Raw genomic sequence first — 18,527 nt, 5'->3', positions numbered from 1 at the left:
ATGATATTTTAAGACAAATTTGTATGATAATTATTTTAGCTTTATCACTAAGCTCACTTCAATTATACTACAACATTTTCAATTTAAATAATATCATGAAGCACTTTTTCACATTTTTCGATATGTTCACGTCCAAGTTTATTCATGAAATAATAGCTTATTGATGCTGAGACAACTTGTCCCACAACTGGGAACCATTTAGTTTGTTTTGCTGCCGCACGTTTTGCCATATCTCTAATAATCACTTTAAGTACTGCACTAGACACTTTTCTACCAATAAATGAACTGCCTTGTATAGCAGCTGCTGCAAGAATTCGTTCTTTCACATCATCGCCAAGTGTATTAACTTGTTTGTGATCTAAACCATAAATTTTATTAATATCTTCAATAATATCTCTCATTAATTTAATATCTACACCGAAATCTAATCCTGGAATTGGTACAACACTCATACCTGAAGATAAAAGTGACTTTTTCTTCACAATTGTTTCTGCTTTAGCTCTGCGCTCAACTATTTCTTCTTTCGTTGTTGGTAAAATACTTTTTTCTTTAATTTCTTCAATGTTTAGAACTTTATTACCAACTTTGTTTGTAACTCCACTTGAAAATCTATTCATAATGCCCATTAATAGACACACCTTTCATAATTCATTCATTAAACATTTATACCCACTTTTTATCATTTAATGCTTGATATTAATGAATACAGCTTTTAAATATTTTGAGGGTTTATAGTGTGGATGTGTTTTAAAGTCCTTAGGTAAGCCCATTACTTCCTCAATTTCGTAAGTTACACCCGCTTCGTTAAGTGCTGTTTTAATAACATTTTTAAATGCTTTTAATGAGAAAGCACTTGAATTTGTACATAATAATAACGAGCCATTTGGAGCAAGTATACTTAATGCACCATTAATTAAATCATCATAATTCTTTTGTACTGAGAATGTTTTCTTCTTATTTCTTGCAAAACTTGGTGGGTCAATAACTATTGTGTCGTAAACTTTGCCATGTCGTGCAGCATAATTGTAAAAATCAAATGTATCCATAACATATATATATTGACTTTTAGGGTCAATACCATTTAAACCAAAGTTTTCTTCAGTTAAACTACGTGAACGGTTGGCTAAATCTACGCTTGTCGTTGATTTAGCATTTTGAGCAGCTACTACAGAAAACGCACCTGTATAACTAAATAAATTTAGTATATCTTTCTCTTTTGCAAAATGATCACGTAATTTCTTACGTACTTCTTTTTGATCTAAGAATATACCTGTCATCAAACCATCATCTAAGTCTACATTGTAAAATGTAAAATTCTCCTCTATAACTATTGGAAAATCAGGTGTTTCACCGAGTACATGTCCACCGGTGTATTCAGAGTCTTTAAAACGCATTTTTTCATAAATTGACTTAAATGGAAATACTTGTTGAATGGCTTCAATGACATTATAGCGAAACTTATATATCCCCTTTGAATACCATTGAATCAATAAGTGACCATCGTAATTATCGATTGTTAAACCTCCGACACCATCGCCTTCAGCGTTAAATAGTCTAAACGCATTGGTTCCTTCAATGTGATAGTAATAATCACGCTCTTGTAATGCAATTTGAAATTGTTTTTCGAAAAAAGAAGTATTAATGGCTTCGTTTTGATCATAACTCAATACCCAGCCTAAACCTTTATGTTGACGTCCTACATATGCAGTCGCAATGTACTGTTCTTGACCGTTCATAAGATAAAATAGATCGCCTTCTTTTAAATGATCATTGTTATAAATATCATCTTCATCCACAAGTGGATATTGATTTAAATACTTTGATTCCTTACCTCTATTTAAAGTTGCTATTTTCATTTGTTAACGCTCCTAATTTGAATGCTTTTGTAGTTTAAAGTTTATAAAAGTTTCTAAATATTATTCGTTATTATTTTAACAAATATGAATTTGTCATTACACAAAATAACATAAACAAAAAAGGTGGATCGCGAAGTCTATTTTGTCACCATAGATTTGACGCTTCCACCTAAGTAAAATTTGAAATAATTAAGGTCTTTCTCTCAATTGTAACGTAAATGCGATAATAACCGCCATCAACATTAAGATTAGAGTTGGAGTAATAAAAATCGATAATAATAATCCATGAATCATAATGTTTACGAATTCAGTTAACAATTTAAAGAATAGAATACTAATCATAAATAATTGTAAATAATAATGTTTACCTCTTAAGAAATGTGTAAATGTAGTTGCAATGTATGTAATGATTACAAACATTAACAATAACAATGTTACCCATTCAACAACATATTGCGTTTGAGATAGTTCCCATTCACCAGAAACAAACAATGCGTTTCTGTTATTAAATTCGATAAATGTAAATAAGAATAGAATGAAACCACAGAATATTTCTACATATGCTGGTTTAATCCATTTAGGACGTCTCATCCAATTTGGTATATCATCTTCTTCAATATTAAATACATTTTTGAATTTATTTTTAAATTTATCACGTTTTGATCTGATTTTATCTAAATCGACACTTCTTCTCGTCTTTCGTGCATATTCTGATGTTTTATCTTGAAGTTGTTTAAAATGAACTTTAGACTGATTCGAAACATTTCCCTTACTTGTTCTTGATAATTCAGGTTCTTCTTCCCCCAATTCTTCTTTAGTTAATGGTAAAGCTCTTCTTAAGAATAGGAAATTCCATATTGAAGCTTGCGCTAATAACCACATAACTAAGAAAAATGTATTTACACTTAAGATATCTATTGGTGCAATTTCATTGGCATCAATTTTACCGTATAGAGAAATTTGAGTAATTAAATAACTTATTCCGTATGAAAAGATAATCCATAGATAATGGCTTTTTCTATTAGCAACATTAAGTTCATCTTTATATACAATATAGCCTGTGTGAATTATAAAAGGAATAATAAAGATAATTGCCCAAAAACTGTACACTTGAGTCATTAAAGTAATTGAAATGAGGAAGTATAAAATCCCAATAATTAAAAAGAAAATTGAGATGTCGTAATCATATTTCGTAGTTCTAAATAATGCGTATCCAATAAGCATTACAAGAACACCAAACAGAATAATTATGACTGCACTAATAATAGGAAAGTTGCCTATGAACCTACTCATCACTCTAATTATTTCACTGAAGAATGCATTAAGAAAATCCCATAAATTATGAATTTTCAATTCAACTTTTTCTTTATCTTTTAATTGATTGATTAAAGGTAAGTTTATTAATATTATGAGACCCGTGAAGAGTGAAACGATACCGATAATATAACTAAAAATTATCTCGGTGTGTTTCTTAAGAAAAGACATACTGTTCACCTCAAATTTCATTATATAGTAAGATGTTCATCTTGTCTTTATTAAACAATAAAATACATCTCGAGACCTATATAAGTTTATCCTACTTTTATATGGGTAAACTTAAATTGTAATCATTAATCTATCAAGGAGTGTTAATTATGACAAACGAAGATGCTAAAAAAGCAAAAGAAGTTGAAGAAAAATTAAAAGAACAAAATGAAGAAAAATCAGATGATATTGAGCAAACTAAAAAAGATATTCAAGACACTTTAGATTAATTATTAAGAAATCTCAATTCGCTGAAGTTGAGAACAATAAAATATTTAAACGCTACACTGCTAAAAAGTAGTAGTTAACTAAAACTGAGAGAACGCTCTTTTCGAGCTTCTCCCAGTTTTTTTACTACAAGGTTTAAATATTCTAGAGATTTCACATGCTAAATGTATTAAGAAACAGCGTGTTCAAAGTAAAATCAAATCTAACCCTCCTTTTTATTTGTAACTTAGCAAAATCATCTTGACATTAAATCTTAAAAGTCATACATTTAAAATAAATTAAATATAAAACGCACTAGGGGTGTGTATACTGAGATGAGGTTTAACCTCGAACCCTTTGAACCTGAACTAGTTAAAACTAGCGTAGGAAAGTGTTGCTAATATAAATAATTGTGGTAAATACATATAGCATTTTATTTAAATTCACGCACAACTTTTCTACGGATGGTTGTGCGTTTTTTTAGGAGGTAATAACATGTCAAAAGGTTTAAAGCTTTCAGAAATATTAGTAACTGTTCTGATTGCAGTAGTATTTGCAATTATTTATAATTTATGGTGGTTTGCATATAATGTGGCCCAAGTTGCCGGTGTTCACATTGAGCAATTAACTTATGGCGTTTGGTTTATGGCAGCTATCGTTGCGTATTTAATAATTCCTAAGCCTGGTATTGCACTAATTGCAGAATTTGCTGCAGGCGCTGGTGAAACAATCGTTATGGGTAAATTTGATATTCCTACAATTGTATATGCTATTCTTCAAGGTTTAGCTTGTGAAATTATTTTTGCTATTTTCAAATATAAATCTAGATCATTAATGGTTGCTATATTAGCAGGATTAGCAACTGCTTTAATATCATTCCCAGTTGATTATTATTATGGCTATTTAGCTGAAGTAGCAGGATGGAACCTCCTTTTATTCATTATCTTCCGTTCTATTAGTGGTATAGTAATCGCAGGTTTATTATCTTATCTGATTGTTAAAGCATTAGATCAGACAGGCGTAACGAAATTATTCCGCCCTGCATCTCAAAAAGACTACGACAATCTATAAGGGGAAATTAAATTGTTAAAAGCGAAAAATTTACGTCTAAAATATCCTAACGGCGAACGTAAAATCTTTGATAATTTAAATATTGAAATTAAAGATAAAGAAAAAGTGCTTTTACTAGGTCCTTCTGGATCTGGTAAGAGCACATTGCTTAATGTTTTAAGTGGTATCGTTCCAAATCTAATTGAATTACCGATGAAATATGATGAGCTTGAAATTGACCCACACTCCGGTGTTATTTTTCAAGATCCAGATACTCAATTTTGTATGCCTAAAGTGTATGAGGAACTTGCATTCGTTCTTGAAAACAAACAAGTGCCACGAAGTCAAATGGATCCACTCATTGAAGAAGCTCTTGCTTCTGTTGATTTAAATGTTACTGATAATACTTTTGTCAATCATTTAAGTGGTGGCATGAAACAAAAACTCGCTATTGTAGAAACTATTTTACAAGAAGCTAATACATTATTCTTAGATGAACCAACTGCCATGTTAGATGTAGATGCTACAGCTGATTTATGGCATAGACTTATTCAACTATGGTCTGATCAAACTGTACTTATAGTAGAACATAAAGTTGAACACATTTGGGAACACGTGGATAGAGTCATTTTAATGAATTATGATGGTCAAATCATAGCAGATGGAACACCAGATTATGTGTTGAAAAATTGCGAAAGTTTACTCACAGAATTTGGTGTATGGCATCCACAAGCTTGGGACCATGCCCCAGAATCATCTAAATTTTCACATAGTACAGATGAAACGCTATTTGCCTATAAAAATGGTAATATTATTCGAGGAAAAAAACATTTGTTCCAAGTACCCGAATTAACTGTTCGTTCTGGAGAATGGATTACTATTACAGGGAAAAATGGTACAGGTAAAACAACATTATTAGAATCTATGATGCAACTAATAAAGTATGAAGGCGTTATGTCATATAAAAATACTACGTTAAAGAAAATTAAAGACGCAGCTCAACATATGTATTTAGTTTATCAAAACCCAGAATTACAATTCATAACAAATTCAGTTTATGAAGAGATATATATTCATTATAATCATCAAGAACCATCAATCGCTGAAAAAGAAACGATGAAACTATTAAAGTTATTACATTTAGAAGCTGTTAAAAATCAACATCCTTTTGAATTATCTATGGGACAAAAACGACGACTTAGTGTGGCCACTGCACTTAGTTCACGAGCAGAAATCATCTTACTTGATGAACCTACATTTGGACTGGATAGCCATAATACTTTTCAATTAATTGAACTATTCCAGGAAAGAGTTTCTAATGGACAAACCATTATTATGGTTACTCACGATCCTGAAATCATACATCGTTATCCAACACGTCGTTTAATAGCTGAAGACAACCAACTCATCGAGAAGGAAGGTGAATCAAATGTTTGAACGTTGGAAGAAACATTATTCCTTTGTAGATGACGTTAATATCATTACAAAACTTTTACTTGGTGTATCATTATTTATTTTCATTATTTTCGTTCACAATTTTGATTATATGATTTATATAACAATAATTATGTTTATTTTTTTAATGGCATTTAATGGGACTCAATTTAAAATCACCGGTGCATTTATTTTAGCCTCTGTCTTGTTTGCCTTATTATCATCATTATTTATGATTCTTTATGGTGATGGTACGCATATGTTATTTAAATGGGGGATTATTCAAATTAGTACTGAAAGCATCGTACGTGGTTTACATTTATCACTAAGAACTATAACAGTCTCTATGTTTGGTATTTTATTAGCATTGACATCCGAAATTGTAATGATTTTTTACAGTTTGATGCAACATTTAAAAGTAAAACCAAAAATTGCATATGCATTTATGGCTGCAATTAGAATGGTGCCTCTCATTTTCACTTCATTAATTCAATTAAGACGGTCATTGAAAATGCGTTATCAAATGATTGATGCTTCAAATTATAGAGGTCTAAAACGATTAAAACATTTATTGATACCTATATTAAGCCAAAATATTCGTCGAGCACATCAATTGTCTGTTGCGATGGAATCTAAGGGTTTTAAGGACGGTCCTAGAACCTATTATTATAAAGCACCATTTTCTTATAAAGATATTTTATTTATTATTTGCGTTGTGGCTATACTAATTATCGCATTTTATCTTTCACAATACTTTCCTATAACAGGCATTACTGATGCACGAGTATCAGGTTATACATCATAGATACAAGGAAGTGGGACAGTAATAATATTTTTCAAAATTTATTTCGTTGTAACCCCAGCTTGCTTAGCTTGTAGAATTTCTTTGAGAAAATTCTCTTTGCTGGGCCCCGCCTACCAGGCAAGGTTGATTTAAATTAAAAAAAGCTTGTTACAATGGCATTTTAAATCAGTCAACTACTGCCAATATATAATTGTAGCCTGAGTCATTGAATTATGTCTCAGGCTACAATTATATATTCACTTATTTTAATGCTTTATTTCCAATATCATTACGATAAAATAGATTATCACTCTTAATTTTTTCTACATTTTTATAGGCTGCTTTTTGCGCTTCTTCAATTGTTTCTCCTTTTCCAACAGCTAATATAACTCTGCCTCCTGAAGTAACAAATCCATCATCTTCTTTATGCAATCCACTCACAAAATAAGTATCATTTAATTCAAAGCCTGTTACTTTAGCTCCTTTTTCATAAGCACCTGGATATCCTTTAGAAGCTAGCATAACTCCTACAACAAAATCATCTTGCCATTGAAATAGAATAGGTTCTTTACGATCTAAAGCAACAATTTGAGCCATTAAATCACTTTCCAAACGACTTAATAAAACTTGAGCTTCAGGATCACCAAAGCGCGCATTAAATTCAATTACTTTCGGGCCTTCTGACGTTAAAATAGCACCAATATAAAGTAATCCAAAATAATCATAACCTTCAGCTTTCATCGCTTTTGCAATAGGCTGTGCAATATCTTTATTTGTGCGTTCTAAGACATCTTCAGTAATATGTGGCACCGGGCAATATGCACCCATTCCTCCAGTGTTTGGTCCTTCATCATTATCAAAAGCACGTTTATGGTCTTGCGCAATACAATCAAATGGAACTGCATAATCCCCGTTAATAAATGTCATTAATGAAAATTCTTCACCCTCTAAAAATTGCTCAAATACCACTTCACCATGTTCTTCAGGATAAAGTGATTCTACTGCTTTAATTGCGTCTTCACGTGTTTCAGCAATGATTACACCTTTACCAGCAGCTAAACCATCTTTTTTAACTACAATTGGTAAATCACAATGATTTACATATGTCAGCGCATCTGTTTTGTTATTAGTTTCTTTATATTTTGCTGTTGGAATATTATATTTTTGCATAATTTTTTTAGCGAACAACTTAGATCCTTCAATTTGAGCTGCATCTTTATTAGGACCAAACACTTTAACTCCTGATTGACGTAATTTATCAGATAAACCATCAATTAATGGTTGTTCAGGACCAACAACCACCCATTCAACCTTATTTTCTTTAACAAAGTTTAAGATTGACTCATGATCAGACTCTGCAATCTCAGTATGCACTCTTGCAACATTAGCCATAGCATCATTACCTGGAATTACGTGCAATTGATCAATTAACGGTGATTGATGCAATTTATTTGCTAAAGCATGCTCTCGACCACCTGCTCCGATAACTAAAACATTCATTTATATTACCCCTTCCATTATTTTGAATGATTAATTAATGCTTAAAGTGACGCATGCCTGTAGTCACCATGGCAATACCATATTTATTCGCCATATCTATTGAGTCTTGATCTTTAATTGATCCACCCGGTTGTATGATGGCTTTGATACCATGTTTTGCAGCTAATTCAACCGTATCATCCATTGGGAAAAAGCCGTCTGATACTAAAGCAACATTGTCATTCATTTCTATAGCACGCTCTAAAGCTATTTTGGCTGAACCAACACGGTTCATTTGACCTGCACCAATGCCTACAGTTTGTTTGGTATTGCTCAATATAACAGCATTACTTTTAACAGATGGAATCACTTTCCAACCAAGTAGCATTGCATCCCATTGATCATCTGTAGGCGCTTTTTCAGTTACTACTTTCATGTCTTCTTTAGCTACCTCAAAATTATCTTTATCTTGAACTAAATACCCACCTGAAACTGAAACAAATTCTTCTTCACGATTATCAATCGTCATATCTATTTCTAATAGACGTATGTTTTTCTTTTTAGTTAAAATGTCTAAAGCTTCATCAGTAAATCTTGGAGCAATCACTACTTCTAAAAATATAGCATGTAATGTTTCAGCTAAATCAGCAGTTACTGTTCTATTTAATGCGATAATGCCACCAAAGATAGATTGATTATCTGCATCATAAGCATGTTTAAATGCAGTTTCAATATTGTCGCCAATACCAACACCACAAGGGTTCATATGTTTAATTGCAACCGCAGCAGGCTCTTTAAATTTCTTAACAAGTGAAAGTGCAGAATCAGCATCTTTAATATTGTTAAAACTTAAAGCTTTACCATGTAATTGTTTAGCACCTGCAATTGTGTGTTTGCTATTCGAAGTACGAACAAAACGCGCTGATTGCTGAGGGTTTTCACCGTATCTTAATTGTTCACTATCACCTTTGAAAAAACTTACAATGGCATGATCATATTCGTTCGTATGTGCAAAAACTTTAATCATTAATTCTTTACGGAAATCCTCATCGAGTCGGTCTTCCTTTATGCGTTCAATGACTTCATTATAATCAGCTGGATGTACAATTGTAGTCACATGTTTAAAGTTTTTAGCTGCAGCACGTAACATTGTAGGTCCGCCAATATCGATGTTTTCAATTGCTTCTGCTTCTGTTACATCCGGTTTTGCGACTGTTTTTTGGAAAGGATATAAGTTAACTACTACCATATCGATTAAATCAATATGTTGTTCTGATAACTGTTCTAAATGTTCAGGTTTATCACGATCTGCTAAAATGCCACCATGTACTGCCGGGTGTAATGTTTTAACACGTCCGTCCATAATTTCAGGAAATTGCGTTAATTCTGAAACAGATTTCACCGGTACAGAAGCATCTTCTAAAGCACCTTTAGTTCCTCCAGTTGAATATAATTCATAATCTAATTTGATTAAAGATTTAGCAAACTCCACTATTCCACTTTTGTTTGAGACACTTAAAATTGCTTTTTTCATTATTAGATTAACTCCTTATTTAATAACTTTAGCTATAACACTTGGATAAAGTTCATACTCCAAACGCTTTACACGTTCTTCCAAATTCTCTTTAGTATCGTCCTGTTTTATATCACATTGTCGTTGTTCAATAATTTCTCCCGTATCCATACCACTATCAACATAATGTACAGTTGAACCAGTTACCTTATCGCCACTATTAAACGCTTGTCCAATAGCATCTTTCCCCTTATATTTCGGTAATAGTGATGGATGGATGTTTAAAATTTTACCTTCGTAAGCGTCTAATAAATCAGGTCCAATTAATCGCATATAGCCAGCAAGTATTATCCACTCAACTTCTTCACGCTTTAACAGTTCTATTAAATGTTGTTCGTAATCTGCTTTAGTAGTGAAATCCTTAAGCTCATTTATATTAACTGCTACTTTTAATTGTTTTGCTCGTTCAACACAATATGCATCGTGATGATCAGTATATAATGAAGTAATTTCTATATTGTTGAGCTCCCCTTTATCTGCTTTTAGCACAATATTCTCAAAATTACTACCTGATCCAGATGCAAATATAGCTACTTTAGTCACTATTCTACCCCCTCAAGTAAAATGGGTGACTCTGCATTGGCAATAATTTCACCTATTTCGTAAGAAGAAATACCTTGTTGTTTTAAGATATCAAGTGTTTGTGCAACGTCTTTTTTATCTACTATGGCTGTGAAACCAATACCCATATTAAAGACATTGTACATTTCATCCGTTCCAATATTAGCTTGTTGTTGTAACCAATCAAATACTTTTGGTGTAGGAAAAGCTTGTGTATAAATTTTCGCTGCTAATCCATCAGGTAATCCACGTGGAATGTTTTCATAGAAACCACCACCAGTGATATGATTCATTCCTTTAATTTGAACAGCTTTTTTCAAAGCAAGAATTGGTTTAACATATAATTGCGTTGGGGCTAAAAATGTTTCTAAGTATGTACGACCATCAAAATCGTCATTTAAATCAATACCAGATTCTTTAATTAATTTACGTACTAAGCTATAACCATTTGAATGTATTCCATTAGAGGCTAAACCAATGATGGCTTGACCTTCTTGAATTGCTGATCCATCAATATAGTCGTCTTTCTCGACTGCTCCAACAGCAAATCCGGCAAGGTCATATTCACCTTCATGATACATTTCACCCATTTCAGCTGTTTCTCCACCAATAAGTGCAGTGTTAGTCTCTTCGCACCCATCACTTACACCTTTAACAATCTGTTCGATTACTTCCGGAATAACTTTATTCGTTGCAATATAATCTAAGAAATATAATGGCTCAGCACCAGTAGTCAAAATATCATTTACACACATTGCTACTGCATCTATTCCGATTGTATCGTGTTTATCATTATCAATAGCCAATTTCAATTTAGTACCAACACCATCTGTACCAGAAACTAGTACAGGCGCCTTCATATTTAATTGAGACAAATCAAAGGTAGCACCAAATCCACCTAAACCACCAAGTACCTCTTTACGCATTGTTCGTTTAACATGACTAGACATTCTCTCAACCGCTTCATAACCTGCATGAATATCAACACCTGATTGTTCATAAGCTTTAGACATGAATATTACCCTCTCTATCAAAGTAGTGTTTATGATTATTAATATAATCCTGTTGACGTTGACTTAAGTTCTTATAATATTTATCTTCGTAATCAAATAGTCCTGCTGGATAATCACCTGTAAAGCTCTCTACACATAAACCACTATACGGTGCGTCATAATTTAATCCAATCGATTCAATTAGACCGTCTACGCTTAAATAAGATAATGAGTCTGCACCAATATAATCACAAATTTCTTTAGGTGACTTACTTGCAGATATGAGTTCAGCAGTCGTTGAAACATCTATTCCGTAAAAGCTTGGGAACATAAATTCTGGAGAAGCGATTCTTACGTGAACTTCTTTTGCTCCGGAGTCTTTTAACATTCTGACAATACGTTTACTCGTTGTTCCACGTACAATTGAATCATCAACTAAAACAATTCGTTTACCTTCTACGATATCCTTGACTGCCGACAATTTAACGCGGACACCTTGTTCTCTTAACTCTTGAGTCGGTTGGATAAATGTACGAGCTACATATTGGTTCTTCACCAACCCCATTTCATAAGGTAGGTGGCTTTCTTCAGCATACCCACTTGCAGCTGATAATGATGAGTTGGGTACACCAATAACCATATCTGCATTTGCAGGGCTTTCTTGTGCTAATTTTTTTCCAGATGCTTTACGAACAGCATGAACATTTTTGCCAGCAATAGTAGAATCAGGACGAGCGAAATAAATATATTCCATAGCTGAGATTGCTGTATTTGTATGACTCGTATATGATTTCACTTCAATACCTTCATTATTAATAACAACATATTCTCCGGCATGGATATCTTGCACGTATTCAGCACCTAATACATCAATGGCACATGTTTCACTAGCTAAGATGTACGTGTCATCTTGCATTTTACCTACTACCAGTGGACGGATAGCATTAGGATCTACTGCTCCATATAATGCATCTTTAGTAAGTATTGCAAATGTGAATCCGCCTTTAATTTGTCGCAAGCTCTCTTTTAAGGCTTCTTCAAAAGTTGGCGCTTTACTTCTGCGTATTAAATGCATAATCACTTCAGTGTCAGATGAAGAATGGAAGATTGCACCATGTTTTTCCAAATATTGACGTAACGTCTGGGCATTAATTAAATTACCATTGTGGCAAATCGCAACGCTCATATCGTAAAAGTGATATAAAAATGGTTGTATATTTTCAATCCCTTTATTACCTGATGTGGCGTAGCGAACATGGCCTATGGCGTTGTGTCCATCTTTAAGTTGATCCATTTGATCACCTTTTATTGCTTCTGTTAACAATCCAAGACCACGTTCACCTTTTAAAACTTCTCCATCTGATACAACAATACCTGCACCTTCTTGACCACGATGTTGTAAACTGTGAAGTCCCATATAGGTTAATTGAGTGGCTTCTGAATGATTCCAAATGCCGAACACACCACATTCTTCGTTTAATCCACTGTAGTTAAACATTGTGCAATTGCTCCTTCCCAACTTTCTTTAATCTCTGAGACTTTTTCAACAATCGAACTTTGAGCATTAGTAACTTTAAATTCATCAACATCTGTTAATTGACCAATTTCTACAGCTCCCTCAATATTTAACGTCTGTCCTTCTTTAACAACAATAATATATCGACCTTGCGTTTCACTAAACAATTGTGCATCTGAAAGGTCAATGGAAGCTTCTAATCCTAAACCATAATGAGCACTGATACGTGCTAAAGTGATCAATAAACCACCTTTACCAACTGTTTGTACGTGAGAAGCCACGCCACTTCTAATCGCATTCTTGACTGCTTCTCCTTTATTAGCTTCATCGCTTAAATCAATCGCTTCAAATTCATGATTGACTTTACCGTATAATAATTTTTCAACTTGACTACCACCAAAGTCATCTCTTGTTTCACCAACTAAATATAATTTATGACCAGCTTCAGGATGGAAATCATTTAGATAATCAATGTCATCTATCAAACCTACCATTCCTACGACAGGCGTTGGGAAAATGGATGTGCCACGTGTTTCGTTATAGAGTGATACGTTACCTGAAACTACCGGTGTTTTTAATACTTCACACGCTTCTGACATACCTTTCGTTGAATCAATTAACTGCTGATAGATTTCTTTCTTTTCAGGAGAGCCATAATTTAAGCAATCCGTCATAGCAAGTGGTGTTGCACCTACTGCTATTAAATTTCGATAGGCTTCAGCTACGACCATTTTTCCACCTTCATAAGGCTGATTAAACACATAACGCGCTTCGCCATCAATTGTAGAGGCTACAGCTTTATTCGTACCTTCAACACGAACAACTGAAGATTGTAAACCTGGTTTAATGATAGTATTGGCACCAACTTGTTGATCATATTGTTCATACAAATAATGTTTTGAGGCAATCGTTGGATGTATTAGGAGTTTCTTGAATGTTTCTTCGACATTTATAGAGCTATAGTCATTTTTAGATGTGTTATACTCTTTCACTTCACCTTCTAAAACATAGACCGGCGCTTCATCTGCAAGTGATTGAACCGGTATATCCGCGAATACTTCATCTTCATATTTAAGTACGAAGCGGTCAGTATTTGTTACCTCACCGATAACTGCACTATCAAGTTCATGTTTTTCAAATAAATCTAAAAATTTTTGTTCAGTACCTTTTTCAACTACTAATAACATTCTTTCTTGTGTTTCAGAAAGCATCATTTCATAAGGTGAAATACCTGGTTCTCGTGTAGGTACTTGATCTAAATGTAATTCAAGACCACTGCCACCTTTAGCTGCCATTTCTGATGATGAAGATGTTAAACCAGCGGCCCCCATATCTTGAATACCAACTAATTCGTCGAAAGTAATCGCTTCTAATGTGGCTTCCATTAATTTTTTACCTACAAAAGGGTCACCAATTTGAACAGATGGTCTTTTACTTTCACTTTCTTCAGTTAACTCTTCAGATGCAAAAGTTGCACCATGAATACCATCACGCCCTGTTTTTAAACCTACATAAATGACTGAGTTACCATCACCTTTAGCAGTCCCTTTTTGAATCATGTCATGATCAATAACACCTACACACATGGCATTAACCAATGGATTTCCATCATAGCGATCATCAAATTCAATTTCTCCTGCCGTAGTTGGTATACCAATACAATTACCGTAACCACCAATACCACGGACAACGCCTTTTAATAAACGTTGATTTTGTTTTACTGATAATTCACCGAATCGTAGACTGTTTAACAGATTGATTGGTCTAGCTCCAATTGATACGATATCTCTAATGATGCCACCTACACCAGTTGCAGCACCTTGATAAGGTTCGATAGCTGACGGATGGTTATGTGATTCAACTTTAAATACTACTGCTTGATTATCACCAATATCCACAACACCTGCGCCTTCACCTGGTCCCATTAAGACATGCTCACCAGTAGTTGGAAATTGTTTTAAGAATGGTTTAGAGTGCTTATAAGAACAGTGCTCACTCCACATAACCGAGAAGATGCCTATCTCTGTAAAATTAGGTTCTCTTCCTAATATTTCACAAACTTTGTTATATTCTGCGTCACTTAAGCCCATATCTTGATATAATTTTTCAAACTTAATTTCTTCAATACTAGGTTCGATAAACTTAGACATTTTGTTCCCTCCAACTATTAACCATTGCTTCAAATAATTTCACGCCACTGTCAGTTCCAAGAATTTTTTCAAGCGCACGTTCAGGGTGTGGCATCATTCCGCAAACATTACCTGCTTTATTTACAATACCTGCAATATTTTCATGAGAGCCATTTGGATTATCTTCATATGTTAAGATAATTTGATTATTTTCAACTAATTCGTTATATATGTCATCTGTGCAATAATAATGACCTTCGCCATGCGCTACTGGATAAACTACAATTTCATTTTCACCATACAAATTTGTAAAAGGAGTTTGATTATTAGCAATTTTTAGATTTTCATTTCTGCTAATAAATAAATGAGAATCATTATGAAGTAATGCACCAGGTAATAAACCAATCTCAGTGAGAATTTGGAATCCGTTACATACACCTAGAACGGGTTTGCCATCATTAGCCAAGCGCTTTACTTCGTTAATTATTGGTGCTACACTCGCCATTGCACCTGAACGTAAATAGTCTCCAAATGAAAAACCACCAGGAATTAATACGCCATCATAACCTTCCAATGATGTCTCACGATAATCAACATAATCTGCTTGCGCACCTGACTTAATCGCTGCGTTGTACATATCTCTATCACAATTAGATCCTGGGAATACGAGAACTGCAAATTTCATTTTATGCATTCTCCTTTTCGTCAACGATTTTATAACTATATTCTTCAATTACAGTATTTGCGAATAACTTTTCGCTTAATGTCGTCACAATGTTATCGACCGCTTCATCAGTTGCTTCGTCAACCGTCATGTATAAAACTTTACCTACACGAATATCATTAACTTGTTTATAACCTAAGTCGTGAACAGCTCGATTTAGTGCTTGTCCTTGAGTATCTAACACCTGTGGTTGTAATGTAATGTGAAGTTCAATAGTTTTCATTATTTTAATTCCTCCAATTTATTTAAAAATGTTGTATATGTGTCAATAAGTGAACCTGTATCATTGCGATAGACGTCTTTATCAAAGTTAGAATCAGAATATTTATCCCAAATACGACATGTATCTGGAGAAATTTCATCAGCTAATAAAATTTTACCGTCAGAAGTTTTACCAAATTCAACTTTAAAATCAACTAATCTTAAATCCATCTCATCCATCAATTGAACTAATACTTTATTAATATCTTTAGCCATAGTTTTTAGTGTTTCAATTTCACTATCGTTCGCTATTTTTAAAAGTTTAACGTGATCATCCGTAATTAATGGATCATTTAAGTCATCATTTTTATAGAAAAATTCAACTAACGGTGCTTCGAATTCATAACCTTTGTTAAAACCTAAGCGTTTCGTTATAGAACCTGTTGCTATGTTACGTACTACAACTTCTAGTGGAATGATTTTAACTTCTTCAACTAATTGTTCCGTTTCAGAAAGCTGCTTAATAAAATGACTCGCAATTCCATGTTGAGCTAAATATTCAAATATTATAGAGGTAATTTGATTATTTAATCGTCCTTTACCTTCCATTTTGTCTTTTTTTGCACCATTACCAGCCGTAACTTCATCTTTATACTCAACTCTCAATTGACCTACATTGTCTGTTGAGAAAATTCTTTTCGCTTTTCCTTCATATAATAGCGCCATTAACTATTCTCTCCCTTCAAACTGTTTGAGCATATCTTTCTCAGTTTCATCGACATTATTCGTTAAAATTGTCATATGCCCCATTTTACGATTAGGTTTACGTTCAGGTTTCCCATAAATATGAACATGCCATTCTGGATGATTAGCAAACTTATCTTCTAATAAATCTAAATCGCGACCCAACAAATTCATCATCACTGCAGGTTTTAAAATTTCAATTTCTTTTGGAAGATTTTGTCCAGTAACTGCTAATATATGTGTATCAAATTGTGAATAATCACAAGCTTCAATTGAATAATGTCCGGAATTGTGTGGTCGTGGTGCAATTTCATTTACATATAATTGATTTGATTTATCGATGAAGAATTCGACTGTAAACGTACCTACAAAATGTACCTCATTAATAATTTTATTTACTTCATCTCTAGCTTCTTGTTCCTTATCACTTCTCGCAGGCACAATGGTTTTAAATAATATTTGATTTCGATGTTCATTTTCTTGAAGAGGGAAATACGTAATTTGTTTTTGGTTACCAATCGTAACAGTTAAAGAAACTTCGAGTGCAATATCAAGAAATTGTTCTGCTACACACTCTTGTTGTGAAATGAGATCTTTAGCTTCTTGAATGGATTCTTCATTTTTAACTAAGACTTGTCCTTTACCGTCGTATCCACCAAAACGCGTTTTAACTATAAATGGATATCCTAATTGATTAATCACAATATTTAGGTCTTTTTCCTCTTTAATAGGTAAAAAAGGAACAATTTTAGATCCTGCTTGTTGTAATGTTTGTTTTTCAGTTAAACGATCTTGTAATAATTGAATAGCTTGATAACCTTGAGGAATATTGAATTTTTGAGTTAGACGAATAAGTTGTTCAGCTGAAATATTTTCAAACTCATAGGTGATTACATCAGATTTCTCACCGAGTTCATGCAAAGCTTCTTCATCGTCATAAGCGGCAGTTATAAATTCGTGAGCTACTGATTTACACGGACTATCAGGGTTAGGGTCTAAACAAATGACTTTAAAACCCATTTTTTGAGCAGATTGAGCCATCATTTTACCTAATTGACCGCCTCCAATAATACCAATCGTGTCACCGAACTTTAATTTACTGAAGTTCATTTTGCATTTCACCAACTTTATCTACTAGACTTTGCTCATATTCATCTAAATGTTTACGAACTGATTCATTACTAATACTTAAAATTCTCGCAGCTAATATCCCAGCATTTTTTGCACCTGCATTACCTATTGCAGTTGTAGCCACCGGAATACCTCCTGGCATTTGAACAATCGATAATAAAGAATCCAATCCTTTTAAACTTTTTGACTCAATCGGTACTCCTATAACAGGTATTGTTGTCATTGATGCAACCATTCCTGGTAGATGTGCAGCGCCACCTGCACCAGCAATAATGACATCGTATCCATGTGTTCTAGCTTGACTTGCAAATTCATACATTAATTTAGGCGTACGATGTGCCGAAACGACTTTCTTATCGTACGGTATTTCGAATTTATCTAACATCGCACAACTTTCTTGCATAACCTTCCAATCTGAAGAACTACCCATAATAACCGCTACTTTCACGTTGTACACCCTTTCAAAAGTTTGAAATTTATTTACGATTAGTTGTATATTACAGATATAGCATAACAATCATGAGATGCTTTTTCAATCAAAAATCGAACTTTAACTTAATTTTTACTTTTAATTTACGTCTTTCGGCTATCGATTGACGTGACAGAAGATTTAAAGTTAAGG

18 protein-coding genes and 1 riboswitch are annotated in these 18,527 nt (G+C 33.4%); of the genes, 4 read left to right on the top strand and 14 right to left on the bottom strand.

What is annotated here, in order from left to right:
* Positions 1-83 precede the first annotated feature (83 nt).
* The 3 genes from HMPREF2737_RS07560 to auxA form a co-directional block, all read right to left on the bottom strand.
* Complete coding sequence (locus HMPREF2737_RS07560) at positions 84-626, bottom strand: hypothetical protein (RefSeq protein ID WP_037549339.1); 543 nt, start codon at positions 624-626, stop codon at positions 84-86.
* Positions 627-683: 57 nt separating this feature from the next.
* Positions 684-1,856: a class I SAM-dependent rRNA methyltransferase gene (locus HMPREF2737_RS07555; protein WP_037549335.1), complete on the bottom strand. Its 1,173-nt coding sequence runs from the start codon at positions 1,854-1,856 to the stop codon at positions 684-686.
* A gap of 189 nt (positions 1,857-2,045) precedes the next feature.
* Positions 2,046-3,341 carry a lipoteichoic acid stability factor AuxA gene (gene auxA, locus HMPREF2737_RS07550; RefSeq protein ID WP_037549334.1) on the bottom strand — a complete coding sequence of 432 codons (1,296 nt, stop codon included), beginning with the start codon at positions 3,339-3,341 and terminating at the stop codon, positions 2,046-2,048.
* A 149-nt stretch (positions 3,342-3,490) separates the two neighbouring features.
* On the opposite strand from auxA, the gene graF reads away from it, so the two are divergent.
* The 4 genes from graF (at position 3,491) to HMPREF2737_RS07535 (ending at position 6,876) form a co-directional block, all read left to right on the top strand.
* Entirely contained in the window at positions 3,491-3,610 is a 120-nt protein-coding gene (gene graF, locus HMPREF2737_RS11665) for a glycopeptide resistance-associated protein GraF (RefSeq protein ID WP_110709032.1), read from the top strand.
* Between the two features lie 284 nt (positions 3,611-3,894).
* Positions 3,895-3,994, top strand: a riboswitch (TPP riboswitch).
* Between the two features lie 88 nt (positions 3,995-4,082).
* Positions 4,083-4,658, top strand: coding sequence for an ECF transporter S component (locus tag HMPREF2737_RS07545; protein WP_011276153.1), 576 nt, complete (start codon positions 4,083-4,085; stop codon positions 4,656-4,658).
* Between the two features lie 12 nt (positions 4,659-4,670).
* Entirely contained in the window at positions 4,671-6,074 is a 1,404-nt protein-coding gene (locus HMPREF2737_RS07540; RefSeq protein WP_037549333.1) for an ABC transporter ATP-binding protein, read from the top strand.
* Entirely contained in the window at positions 6,067-6,876 is an 810-nt protein-coding gene (locus tag HMPREF2737_RS07535) for an energy-coupling factor transporter transmembrane component T family protein (RefSeq protein ID WP_037549331.1), read from the top strand. The genes HMPREF2737_RS07540 and HMPREF2737_RS07535 overlap by 8 nt, the downstream gene beginning before the upstream one ends.
* 240 nt (positions 6,877-7,116) lie before the next feature.
* Here HMPREF2737_RS07535 and purD read toward each other — a convergent pair whose 3' ends face one another.
* From purD to purE, 11 genes are read right to left on the bottom strand one after another with little or no spacing between them, the layout of a single operon-like run.
* Positions 7,117-8,355 carry a phosphoribosylamine--glycine ligase gene (purD, locus tag HMPREF2737_RS07530; RefSeq protein ID WP_037549317.1) on the bottom strand — a complete coding sequence of 413 codons (1,239 nt, stop codon included), beginning with the start codon at positions 8,353-8,355 and terminating at the stop codon, positions 7,117-7,119.
* Between the two features lie 34 nt (positions 8,356-8,389).
* Positions 8,390-9,868, bottom strand: coding sequence for a bifunctional phosphoribosylaminoimidazolecarboxamide formyltransferase/IMP cyclohydrolase (gene purH, locus HMPREF2737_RS07525; RefSeq protein WP_037549314.1), 1,479 nt, complete (start codon positions 9,866-9,868; stop codon positions 8,390-8,392).
* A gap of 15 nt (positions 9,869-9,883) precedes the next feature.
* On the bottom strand, positions 9,884-10,450 hold the full coding sequence (purN, locus tag HMPREF2737_RS07520) for a phosphoribosylglycinamide formyltransferase (protein ID WP_037549307.1): 567 nt from the start codon (positions 10,448-10,450) through the stop codon (positions 9,884-9,886).
* A complete protein-coding gene (purM, locus tag HMPREF2737_RS07515; protein ID WP_037549304.1) occupies positions 10,450-11,481 on the bottom strand; it encodes a phosphoribosylformylglycinamidine cyclo-ligase in 1,032 nt (343 codons plus the stop codon). Before purM ends, purN begins: the two co-directional genes overlap by 1 nt.
* A complete protein-coding gene (purF, locus tag HMPREF2737_RS07510) occupies positions 11,474-12,958 on the bottom strand; it encodes an amidophosphoribosyltransferase (protein ID WP_037549320.1) in 1,485 nt (494 codons plus the stop codon). The genes purM and purF overlap by 8 nt, the downstream gene beginning before the upstream one ends.
* On the bottom strand, positions 12,937-15,126 hold the full coding sequence (gene purL / locus HMPREF2737_RS07505) for a phosphoribosylformylglycinamidine synthase subunit PurL (protein ID WP_037549300.1): 2,190 nt from the start codon (positions 15,124-15,126) through the stop codon (positions 12,937-12,939). Before purL ends, purF begins: the two co-directional genes overlap by 22 nt.
* Positions 15,119-15,790: a phosphoribosylformylglycinamidine synthase I gene (gene purQ / locus HMPREF2737_RS07500; protein ID WP_033079948.1), complete on the bottom strand. Its 672-nt coding sequence runs from the start codon at positions 15,788-15,790 to the stop codon at positions 15,119-15,121. Before purQ ends, purL begins: the two co-directional genes overlap by 8 nt.
* Before the next feature lies 1 nt (position 15,791).
* Positions 15,792-16,052, bottom strand: a complete 261-nt coding sequence (gene purS / locus HMPREF2737_RS07495; RefSeq protein WP_033079949.1) for a phosphoribosylformylglycinamidine synthase subunit PurS — start codon at positions 16,050-16,052, stop codon at positions 15,792-15,794.
* Positions 16,052-16,756 carry a phosphoribosylaminoimidazolesuccinocarboxamide synthase gene (gene purC, locus HMPREF2737_RS07490; RefSeq protein WP_037549294.1) on the bottom strand — a complete coding sequence of 235 codons (705 nt, stop codon included), beginning with the start codon at positions 16,754-16,756 and terminating at the stop codon, positions 16,052-16,054. The genes purS and purC overlap by 1 nt, the downstream gene beginning before the upstream one ends.
* Positions 16,757-16,759: 3 nt before the next feature.
* Positions 16,760-17,884, bottom strand: a complete 1,125-nt coding sequence (gene purK / locus HMPREF2737_RS07485; protein ID WP_037549291.1) for a 5-(carboxyamino)imidazole ribonucleotide synthase — start codon at positions 17,882-17,884, stop codon at positions 16,760-16,762.
* Complete coding sequence (gene purE / locus HMPREF2737_RS07480) at positions 17,871-18,353, bottom strand: 5-(carboxyamino)imidazole ribonucleotide mutase (RefSeq protein WP_037549288.1); 483 nt, start codon at positions 18,351-18,353, stop codon at positions 17,871-17,873. The genes purK and purE overlap by 14 nt, the downstream gene beginning before the upstream one ends.
* Positions 18,354-18,527 lie beyond the last annotated feature (174 nt).

This window comes from Staphylococcus sp. HMSC069D12 (assembly GCF_001810405.1).
Classification (GTDB): domain Bacteria; phylum Bacillota; class Bacilli; order Staphylococcales; family Staphylococcaceae; genus Staphylococcus; species Staphylococcus haemolyticus.
The sequence above is the reverse complement of the archived record's forward strand: the minus strand, read 5'-3'. Positions and strand labels throughout refer to the sequence as shown.

Coding starts and splice junctions, on each gene's coding strand:
- purF (WP_037549320.1), bottom strand. CDS start 12,958: ATGTTTAACTACAGTGGATTAAACGAAGAATGTGGTGTGTTCGGCATT.
- auxA (WP_037549334.1), bottom strand. CDS start 3,341: ATGTCTTTTCTTAAGAAACACACCGAGATAATTTTTAGTTATATTATC.
- HMPREF2737_RS07560 (WP_037549339.1), bottom strand. CDS start 626: ATGGGCATTATGAATAGATTTTCAAGTGGAGTTACAAACAAAGTTGGT.
- purK (WP_037549291.1), bottom strand. CDS start 17,884: ATGAACTTCAGTAAATTAAAGTTCGGTGACACGATTGGTATTATTGGA.
- purM (WP_037549304.1), bottom strand. CDS start 11,481: ATGTCTAAAGCTTATGAACAATCAGGTGTTGATATTCATGCAGGTTAT.
- purD (WP_037549317.1), bottom strand. CDS start 8,355: ATGAATGTTTTAGTTATCGGAGCAGGTGGTCGAGAGCATGCTTTAGCA.
- purH (WP_037549314.1), bottom strand. CDS start 9,868: ATGAAAAAAGCAATTTTAAGTGTCTCAAACAAAAGTGGAATAGTGGAG.
- graF (WP_110709032.1), top strand. CDS start 3,491: ATGACAAACGAAGATGCTAAAAAAGCAAAAGAAGTTGAAGAAAAATTA.
- HMPREF2737_RS07545 (WP_011276153.1), top strand. CDS start 4,083: ATGTCAAAAGGTTTAAAGCTTTCAGAAATATTAGTAACTGTTCTGATT.
- purL (WP_037549300.1), bottom strand. CDS start 15,126: ATGTCTAAGTTTATCGAACCTAGTATTGAAGAAATTAAGTTTGAAAAA.
- purS (WP_033079949.1), bottom strand. CDS start 16,052: ATGAAAACTATTGAACTTCACATTACATTACAACCACAGGTGTTAGAT.
- HMPREF2737_RS07535 (WP_037549331.1), top strand. CDS start 6,067: ATGTTTGAACGTTGGAAGAAACATTATTCCTTTGTAGATGACGTTAAT.
- purC (WP_037549294.1), bottom strand. CDS start 16,756: ATGGCGCTATTATATGAAGGAAAAGCGAAAAGAATTTTCTCAACAGAC.
- purQ (WP_033079948.1), bottom strand. CDS start 15,790: ATGAAATTTGCAGTTCTCGTATTCCCAGGATCTAATTGTGATAGAGAT.
- HMPREF2737_RS07555 (WP_037549335.1), bottom strand. CDS start 1,856: ATGAAAATAGCAACTTTAAATAGAGGTAAGGAATCAAAGTATTTAAAT.